Raw genomic sequence first — 9,676 nt, forward strand, 5'->3', positions numbered from 1 at the left:
ATAATGGCAGAAGTCATGTCCCAGCTCTAGGCAGTCTCGCATTGACGAACGACAGCCTCCTTGTCGTTTCGCCCGAACCGCAAGCCAGGACTTCACTAGAATGCAAACATATCGCCGCCGTTTGCTCGCCACGACGTTGTTCGTGGGTGCCGTTGCCCTCGCCGCTCCTGCAGTTGCTCAGGTTGCCCCGACGGAAGCGCCCGCCACCGACCCGATGGTATCGCAGCCGCCCGTCGATCAGGCGACCGCTGCGCCGCAAGCTGCACCGCAAACCGAAGCGCCCGCGGGCGATATCGTCGTAACGGGTTCGCGCATCGCGTCGCCATCCGCGACCGCCGCCTCGCCGCTGCAGAGCGTCGGCATCACGCAGATCCAGCAGTCGGGCGTGATCAACGTCCAAGACGTGCTGCTCCAGAACCCGGCATTCGGCACGCCCGGCGTCAGCCGCACGAATTCGAGCTTTGCAACGCAAGGCGCCGGCATTGCGACGGTAAACCTGCGGAATCTCGGCGATGACCGCACACTGGTGCTAGTCAACGGCCGCCGCTTCGTTTCGGGCCTGCCTGGCAGCAACGCGGTTGATCTGAACGTCATCCCGACCCAGTTCCTCGAGCGGGTCGACGTCCTCACGGGCGGCGCATCTGCGGTCTATGGCTCGGACGCGGTCGCCGGCGTCGTCAACATGATCTACAAAACCAAGTTCGACGGCGTCCAGCTCGACGGTCAAGTTGGCATGTCGCAATATGGCGACGGCTTTGACCGCCAGCTCAACGGGCTGGTCGGCAAGAACTTCGCCGACGGTCGCGGCAACATCATGCTATTCGGCGGCTATTCCAAGCAGGGCACCGTCTTGAAGCGCGACCGCTATACCGAAGCCGGTTCCAGCGCGGTCGACTCCACCAGCCGCGGCGCCTATGTAACGGGCAACGACGCTGACCTGTTCACCCCCGAGCGGCCGTATCTGTCGGGCTTTGCACCGCAGGGCCGCTATTACGCCGGCGACAGCACCTTCACCTATGGCCAGGACGGCGCGCTGCGTGACTGCGTTTCGACCAATGGCACCGCAGGTTGCGCCAACGCCGATGGCACCGCCGCGGGTCCGGACGGCTTCAACCGGTCGAGCTTCCGCTACCTCGCCGTCCCCGTCGAGCGGTATGTCGCTGCGGGACGCGCCAATTTCGAAGTCGCCCCGGCCCTGAACCTGTTTCTCGAAGGCAATTACGCGAAGACCAAGGTCAGCACGGTGATCGAGCCCTTCCCGCTCGATTCGACCTTCAGCAACCCGCGCAATTCGGGTCAGATCCCGATCCAGACGGTCGTCGGCGGCATCACCTATCGCAACCCCTATGTGCCGACCGCGATCTTCAACGCGGCGACTGACACTGACGGCGATGGCCTGAAGGACATCTACTTCGACCGCCGCCTCTCCGATTTCGGCGCGCGCACCAGCAGCGTCACCCGTGACGTCTTCCGCATCGCGGGTGGCGCGAACGGCAAGTTCCTGGACGATCGCTTCAACTACGAAGTGTACGGCATCTACGGGCAGACCAAGGAAGACCAGATCGGCAGCGGTCAGTTCAACACGGCGAACTTCTTCCAGGCGCTGAACTCGTACCAAGATCCGGCAACCGGCCAGATCGTCTGTGCTGACCCCGCGGCACGCGCCGCAGGCTGCGTACCGGCAAACATCTATGGCGCAGGCGCGCTCTCGCCGGCGGCGTCGTATCTCGCCGTGCCAACTACGCTTAGCACAAAGGTGACTCAGACGGTTGCCGGCGGCAACGTATCGGGCAAGCTGTTCTCGTTGTTCGGTGCGGACCCAATCGGGTTTAGCGTCGGCACCGAATATCGTCGCGAGAGCAGCCGCAACGACTTCGATCTGCTCACGCAGCAGGGCCTGAACGGTAACAACGCGCTGCCGTCCACCGCCGGTCGCTTCCATCTCTGGGAAGGGTTCGCCGAAGTCGTCGCGCCGATCGTTCAGGATCGTCCATTCTTCCAGTCGCTCAGCGTCCGCGGCGCGATCCGGGTGTCCGACTATTCGACCGTGGGCACCACCTACAGCTATAATTTTGGCGGTGAATGGGCACCGATCGACGACATCCGCTTTCGGGTGATGCAGGCGCGTTCAGTCCGTGCACCGAACATCAACGAGCTGTTCCAGGCGCCGCAGCAGGACTTCCCGAGCGTCAACGATCCCTGCATCGGCGTGACCGCCACGACGGCGGGCACGCTCGGCGCCTCTTGCCGCGCGGCACCTGGCGTGCTGGCGAACATTGCCGCCAATGGTGGCAAGTTCACCGCGAACCAAGCCGACGTCCAAGGCGTCACAAGCTTCGGCGGAGGCAACCCAAACCTGAATGAAGAGAAGGGCGATTCCTTCACCGCAGGCGTCGTCATCAACCCGCGTTCGATCCGGGCTCTGCGCAATCTGGTCGTCACGGTCGATTACTTCAACATCCGTATCAAGGATGCGATTGTCCAGACGCCTCTGCAGTACATCCTGAACCAGTGCTACGAGCAAGGTGCCACGGACTATTGCAGCCAGATCACGCGCCGCGCAGGTCCATTGGGGCCGAACAGCGCAGGGTCGCTGGACCAGCTGACCAACAGCTTCCTCAACAGCGGCGGCGTGAAGACTCAAGGCATCGATACGGTCATCACCTATCGCCAGGACCTGACCGATATCGGTCTTGCCGGCACGCTCGGGCTGCGCGGTTCATACACCCATCTGATCTCGGGCTACACCGTACCGCTACCCGAAGCCGATCGCGATTATTTCGCCGGCGAGATCGGCGCATCGCGTGACCGGTTCACGACCAATGCGTCCTACGACATCGACGGCGTCGGCCTCACGATGACGGGTACCTGGATCAGCCAGGCCAGCCTGGACGATCAGCTGACCGGTGCCCGCCCGGGTACCAATCCGCTCTACCGTGTGCGTCCGCAATTTTACCTCGACTCGCAGATCCGTTTCCAGACCAACGACGGGTTCGAATTCTATATCGGTGGGTCAAACCTGTTGAACAATAAGCCCCCCTATCTCGCCGACATCGGCGCGTCGGCAGGTCAGGATACCGATGCCGGCACGTACGATGCGCTCGGCCGTCGCTATTATGCGGGTGTCCGGATCAACTTCTGATCCCTCCGCACGATCATCCTAGGAAGGGAGCCGGAAGCGGCTCCCTTTTTTTTTGTTCTGGACGGCCGACCGGGTAATGCGGTGTAGCGATCGAGCGTCCACCGCGATGTCATCGCGCCAATACCGGTGGACTTCGACGAATTGGAATTAACGCGAAGGCGCGAAGGCGACGAGGCCGACAATCGATCCGCTCGTCCTTGGCATACTGGCGGCTTCGCTTTCGGTTGGTATCGCCTGCAGCGCTGCCTGCCTGCATGCCTCCTTTCCCTGCTTTGCGCATTTGCGTGAACACCCACTTGGTCATCCGCAAGCTAGCTAGCCCGGACGCAAAAAGGCCGCGCCCACCGGATGGTGAACGCGGCCCTTTACGCAGCGATCGTGCGAACGATCAGTAGCGGTAATGGTCCGGCTTGAACGGCCCCTCGACCGGCACGCCGATGTAGCCGGCCTGCTTGTCGGAGAGCTTTGACAGCTTCACGCCGAGCTTCTCAAGGTGGAGCATCGCGACCTTCTCGTCGAGGTGCTTTGGCAGGACGTACACTTCGTTCTTGTAGTTCTCGCCCTTCGTCCAGAGTTCGATCTGCGCGAGCGTCTGGTTGGTGAACGAGGCCGACATGACGAACGACGGGTGGCCGGTGGCGCAGCCGAGGTTCACGAGGCGACCCTTCGCCAGGATGATGATCTGCTTGCCGTCCGGGAACTTCACCAGGTCGGTGCCGGGCTTCACTTCGGTCCAGTCGTAGTTCGACAGCGCGGCGATCTGGATCTCCGAGTCGAAGTGACCGATGTTGCAGACGATCGACATCGGCTTCATCGCCTTCATGTGATCGGCGGTGATGACGTCGGCGTTGCCGGTCGCGGTGCAGAAGATATCCGCGCGGCTGACGGCCTCTTCCATCGTCACGACCTCGAAGCCCTCCATCGCCGCCTGCAAGGCGCAGATCGGATCGACTTCGGTGACCATCACGCGCGCGCCGCCGTTGCGGAGCGACTGCGCCGAGCCCTTGCCGACGTCACCGAAGCCGGCGACGCAGGCGACCTTGCCGGCGAGCATGACGTCGGTCGCGCGACGGATCGCGTCGACCAGCGATTCCTTGCAGCCGTACAGATTGTCGAACTTCGACTTGGTGACCGAGTCGTTGACGTTGATCGCCGGGAACGGCAGCTCGCCCTTCTTCGCGATCTCGTAGAGGCGGTGAACGCCCGTGGTGGTCTCTTCCGAGACGCCCTTCAGGTTCTTGACCGTCTCGGTGAGGTAGCCGGGGTTCTTCGCGACATACGCCTTCAGCGCACGCTGCATCTCGACCTCTTCCTCGTTCTCGGGCTCGGGCATCGTGTGGCCGGCTTCGAGCTTGGCGCCCCAGAGCGCGAACATCGTCGCGTCGCCACCGTCATCGAGGATGATGTTGGCGGTCTGGCCCTCTACGTCGCGATCCCACGAGAAGATGTCGCCGACATAGTTCCAGTAATCCGCGAGGCTCTCGCCCTTGATCGCGAACACCGGCACGCCGGTGGCGGCGATCGCTGCGGCGGCATGGTCCTGCGTCGAGAAGATGTTGCACGTCGCCCAGCGGACGTCGGCGCCGAGCGCGGTCAGCGTCTCGATCAGCACCGCGGTCTGGATCGTCATGTGCAGCGACCCGGTGATGCGCGCGCCCTTGAGCGGCTGCGACGGACCGAACTCGGTGCGCAAGGACATGAGGCCGGGCATCTCGGTCTCGGCGATGTTGATCTCGGCGCGGCCGAAATCGGCGAGGCTGATGTCGGCGACGACGTAATCGGTCTTCGCGCGCTCTAGCGTGGTGGCCACGAGGATATCTCCTGGGAATAATCTTTGATCGGCGAGCCTCATGCCCGTGCCGGATGCCGTGCCCTGTAGGGGATCGGAGGGTTCAAATCAAATATAAAGATATCTTTATATGTTGGGTTGGGCGCGCTGCTTACTCGTGTTCTCCTGCGAACGCAGGAGCCCAGGACCAAGCAGGACAGCGTTCTTTACCCTGGGCTCCTGCATTCGCAGGAGAACGGAAGCGTCAGGCCCGCCCCGTCTCCGCCACCAGCAACCGAGGATCGACCCCGGCCTGCGCGAACGCGTGCGTCCAGCGGTCGTCGGCATCGGTATCGAACAGCAGGCCGGTGTCGCCGACCACGTTGAACCAGCCCGGCCGCGAGAGCTCGCCCTCCAACTGGCCGGCATCCCAGCCGGCATAGCCCAGCGCCACCACCCACTGCGACGGCCCGCGCCCCTCGGCGATCGCGCGCAGCACGTCGACCGTGCTCGACAGCTTCCACCGCCCGGCGACGTCGACGCTATCCTGGCCGCCCCAGTCGGACGAGTGCACCACGAACCCGCGGCGCGGCTCGACCGGGCCGCCGAAATGCACCGGTGCGTTGGGCGCGTCGCCGGGCGCGATCCCGAACTGTTCGAGCAGGTCGTGGAAGCCAAGCCCGTCGATCGTCGCCCCCAGCCCGATGCCGATCGCGCCATTCTCGTCATGGCTGCACATCGCGATCACCGCGCGGGCAAAGCGCGGGTCGCTCATCCCCGGCATCGCGAGCAGGAATTGTCCGGAAAGAAAGGCCGTCTTGTCCATGCGTTGGAACATAGCGGCGCAGACGGGCGCCCGCCACGCTTGAAATACGTACGCCTGAGTCCAAGGTACGGCTCGCGCGCGACCACCGCGCGGCGACAGGAGATTTCAGATGACGATCAGCGTCGGCGACCGGCTTCCCACCACCACCCTCGTCAAGGCAACGGCAGACGGCCCCGACCAGGTCGATACCGACAGCTTCTTCAAGGGCCGCAAGGTCGCGCTGTTCGCGGTTCCCGGCGCGTTCACGCCGACCTGCTCGGCCAAGCACCTTCCCGGCTTCGTAGAGAAGGAAGCCGAGCTGAAGGCCAAGGGCATCGACGAGATCGCCTGCGTCTCGGTCAACGACGCGTTCGTGATGGGCGCCTGGGGCAAGTCGGCGGGCGCCGGCGACATCACGATGCTCGCGGACGGCAACGGCGATTTCGCCAAGGCTGTCGGGCTGACGATGGACGGCTCGGGCTTCGGCATGGGCACGCGCAGCCAGCGTTACTCGATGCTCGTCAACGACGGCGTCGTCGAGCAGCTCAACGTCGAGGCCCCCGGTGAGTTCAAGGTGAGCTCGGCCGAGCACCTGCTCAGCGAGATCTGACCTCTTTGAATCCTCCCCCGCCAGGGGGAGGTGGCTGGCCTTCGCCAGACGGAGGGGGAGGAAAAGGAAACCTCGGTTCCGTGTCCGCCCCCTCCGTCACCTTCGGCGACACCTCCCCCTGGCGGGGGAGGATTTGAAAAAGCCGCAGTCTTGCCACCGTAACCTCCGCCACCTAACACTGCGCGATGACACTCGCATCCGACCTCGTCGCCGACCTCGACCGCCTCTACCGCGCCTCCGTCGACCGCCTCCAACAGGCCATGAGCGCCTATATCGCGGACGGCACCGTCCCCGATCCGGTCAGCCGCACCGATGGCTCGTTCGCCTATCCCGAGATCCGGCTGACCTATAAGGGCGGCGTCGACCGTCCCACCCCGCTGCGCTCGTTCGGCCGCATGGTCACGCCCGGCGAGTACAAGATCAGCGTCACCAAACCTGCGATCTTCGCCGAATATCTGATCGAACAGCTCACCTTGCTGATCGAGGATTACGACGTCACCGTCGAAGCCGTCGAAGGCCGCCAGGAAATCCCGTTTCCCTATGTGATCGAACCCGGTCACGCGCTGAGCCTCGACGAAGTATCCGCCACCGAATTGTCGCGCCACTTCCCCGCCACCGAGCTCGCGCATATCGGCGATGAGATCGCCGACGGTATTTGGGTCGCGCAGGACGATACGCGCCCGCTCGCGCTGTTCGACGGCCTGCGCACCGATTTCAGTCTCGCGCGCCTGCGCCATTACATGGGCACGCCCGCCGAGCACGCGCAGCGCTTCGTGCTGTTCACCAACTATCACCGCTATGTCGACGAGTTCGTCCGCTGGGCCGGGACACAGCTTGGGCCCAAAGCTGATGGAACGCCTAGCCGCTTCACCAGCCTGTCGGGCGCGGGCGGGATCACGATCTCGTCGGGCGACGACATCGACAAGATCATCTCCGACAGCGCCTGGCGCCGCCACCAGATGCCCGCCTATCACCTGATGGCGGACGACCGCACCGGCATTACGCTGGTCAACATCGGCGTCGGCCCGTCGAACGCGAAGACGATCTGCGACCATCTCGCGGTGCTCCGCCCCGAGGCGTGGCTGATGATCGGCCATTGCGGCGGTCTGCGCCCCAGCCAGCGGATCGGCGACTACGTCCTTGCGCACGCCTATCTGCGCGACGACCACGTCCTCGACGACGTCCTGCCGCCCGAAATCCCCGTGCCGGCGATCGCCGAAGTCCAGGTCGCGATGGCCAAGGCCGCCGAGATCGTCTCCGGCCAGTCGGGCGAAGAACTCAAGCGCCGCCTGCGCACCGGCACGATCGTCACCACCGACGATCGCAACTGGGAACTGCGCTATTCGAAGTCCGCACTCCGTTTCTCGCTGTCGCGCGCGGTCGGCATCGACATGGAATCGGCGACGATCGCCGCGCAGGGCTATCGCTTCCGCGTGCCCTACGGCACGCTGCTGTGCGTCTCGGACAAGCCGCTCCACGGCGAGCTGAAGCTGCCGGGCCAGGCCAACCGCTTCTACGAGCGCGCGATCAGCGAGCATCTGCGGATTGGGATCGAGACGTGCGAACAGCTCCGCCTCGAGGGTGCCAAGCTGCATAGCCGCAAGCTGCGTGCGTTCGACGAGCCGCCATTCCGATAAGGCGTTCCGGTAAAAACCGGAGCGGATCGTGCGGGAATGCGTTACGCTTCCGGAATCATTGCTGAGGGAATATAGCCGTGGCCGACACCGACACGCCCGATACGGAAGCAAAGAAGCCCATCACGCGCCGCCGCGCGCCGCGCAAGACCAGCGCGCCGAAGGCGGCTCCGGCGGCGACGTCGTCGACGAAGCCGGTTGCTTCCAAGTCCGTGCCGGCTGCGAAACCGCTCTCGGACAAACCTGTGGCTGCCGCGACGCTAAAGCCCGCAGCCAAGCCTACGCCAAAGCCACGCTCGACCAAGCGCGCTACCCCCCGCCCGGTTCCGGCGCGCAAGGCGACCGCGCCGGTCGTGGCTGCCAAGCCGCCGGAAAAGACTCGCGGCAGATGGGGTGCCGCCGCGATTTTCAGCACCGTTGCCGTCGCGAGCGCGGCAGTGGGCGCGCTCCTGACGTTGCGGGGCAGTACGCCCAGGGCTCCGCTCAAGCCGAAAGGCAAGCATGCGCATCAGGCCGACGGGACGGACTCTTCGAAGTCGTTCGACGCCGGCATCGCCGATCCGGGGACGGTCCCCGAGTAAACCGCTTCTACCTCACCACCCTGCAAAGGCCGGGGGCCAGTTGGAACGTCTTGGGTGGGTAATCGCATCGCGTCTTTACCGCCGTCCCCCAACTAGACCCCGGCCTTCGCCGGGGTGGTGAAAAATGGGGAGTACCGCCCTCTCCCGTTCCCCCGCGGAGGCGGGGGCCCAGCTCAAACCACGGCCATGACGTAAACCCCGCCCCCTCGCCTTCGCAGGTGAACCCAAAGGGAGCAAACCTCAGCGCGCGAGGAAGTCCGCGATCGCCTGGCCGAGCTCCGGCTTCACCACAGCACTCATATGGCCGCCGGGAGTCTCGACATACGTCCCATGCGGCAGGATCGCGGCCAGGTCCGGTGCCGAACCATTGTCCCGATCCTCCCCGCCGCACACCACCAAGGTCGGCTGCTGGATCGCCTTCACGGACTCCAGCGGCGTGTCGACGAAGGTCTCGAGGATGCCGAGCAACGCGACGGGATCGCCCCCGGTGGTTTTCAGGAACGCCTCGGCAAGCCACTCCGGCGTGCCCTGCACATGCTGTCCGAGCTTGGTCAGGATATTCCGAAAATGGCCGGCGCGCCGCGACGTCTGGGTCAGCCCTTCGAGACCCATGCCGGAGAAGATCACCCGCCGCGGTGTCGCCCCCGTCGCCAGCATCCGCGACGTGGTCCGCGCACCCAGCGAATAGCCGCCAAGGTCATAATCCGTCAGCCCCAGGTGCGCGATCAGCGCATGGCCGTCCTGCGTCAGCGCATCCGCCGGATACGCCTCCAGCCCATGCGGCTTGTCGCTGTCGCCGTGCGCGCGCAGGTCCGGCATGATCACCCGGAAGCCCTTGGCGGCGATCTTCGCGGCGTGGCCGTAGCGGATCCAGTTGGTTTTCGCGTCGGAGAAATAGCCGTGGATGAGCACCACCGCGCGCCCCTCGCCGACTTCGCGCCACGCCAACCGCGTGCCGTCGAAGCTTTCGAAAAACTGGGTATCGCTCGGGGTGCTGGCCACGGTCACATCCTGCATTGGTTCGCCGCCAATTCGTAGCCACCGCCGCTCAAGTCAACCCGCGCGCCTTTCCGCGCTGCATTCCAGCGTCGAGCGAACCGGCCCCCCAAACGAAAACGGGCGACCCGAAGGCCGCC

Annotated in this window: 7 protein-coding genes; 4 read left to right on the forward strand and 3 right to left on the reverse strand. The window is 64.7% G+C overall.

Translation table 11 applies throughout. The annotated features are described in order from the left end of the window. The first annotated feature begins 100 nt into the window (after nt 1-100). On the forward strand, nt 101-3,142 hold the full coding sequence (locus HMP09_RS04715) for a TonB-dependent receptor plug domain-containing protein (protein ID WP_176499410.1): 3,042 nt from the start codon (nt 101-103) through the stop codon (nt 3,140-3,142). 388 nt (nt 3,143-3,530) lie between these two features. Here the strand turns inward: HMP09_RS04715 and ahcY are convergent, their stop codons facing one another. Together ahcY and HMP09_RS04725 are read right to left on the reverse strand one after the other, a co-directional pair. Beyond that, nucleotides 3,531-4,952 (reverse strand): adenosylhomocysteinase, encoded by a 1,422-nt coding sequence (ahcY, locus tag HMP09_RS04720; protein ID WP_176499411.1) that lies wholly within the window; start codon nt 4,950-4,952, stop codon nt 3,531-3,533. 223 nt (nt 4,953-5,175) lie between these two features. Further along, complete coding sequence (locus HMP09_RS04725; RefSeq protein WP_176499412.1) at nt 5,176-5,736, reverse strand: YqgE/AlgH family protein; 561 nt, start codon at nt 5,734-5,736, stop codon at nt 5,176-5,178. A gap of 109 nt (nt 5,737-5,845) precedes the next feature. Between HMP09_RS04725 and HMP09_RS04730 the strand changes: the two genes are divergently transcribed. From HMP09_RS04730 to HMP09_RS04740, 3 genes are all read left to right on the forward strand, one after another. Further along, nucleotides 5,846-6,325, forward strand: coding sequence for a peroxiredoxin (locus tag HMP09_RS04730; RefSeq protein ID WP_176499413.1), 480 nt, complete (start codon nt 5,846-5,848; stop codon nt 6,323-6,325). Between the two features lie 185 nt (nt 6,326-6,510). Further along, nucleotides 6,511-7,962, forward strand: a complete 1,452-nt coding sequence (locus HMP09_RS04735) for an AMP nucleosidase (protein WP_176499414.1) — start codon at nt 6,511-6,513, stop codon at nt 7,960-7,962. A 77-nt stretch (nt 7,963-8,039) separates the two neighbouring features. Next, nucleotides 8,040-8,540, forward strand: a complete 501-nt coding sequence (locus HMP09_RS04740; RefSeq protein ID WP_176499415.1) for a hypothetical protein — start codon at nt 8,040-8,042, stop codon at nt 8,538-8,540. A gap of 240 nt (nt 8,541-8,780) precedes the next feature. On the opposite strand, the gene HMP09_RS04745 is transcribed toward HMP09_RS04740, so the two are convergent. After that, nucleotides 8,781-9,557, reverse strand: a complete 777-nt coding sequence (locus tag HMP09_RS04745; RefSeq protein WP_176499416.1) for an alpha/beta fold hydrolase — start codon at nt 9,555-9,557, stop codon at nt 8,781-8,783. Nucleotides 9,558-9,676: the final 119 nt, after the last annotated feature.

Origin of the sequence: Sphingomonas sp. HMP9 (assembly GCF_013374115.1) — a bacterium.
Taxonomy (GTDB): domain Bacteria; phylum Pseudomonadota; class Alphaproteobacteria; order Sphingomonadales; family Sphingomonadaceae; genus Sphingomonas.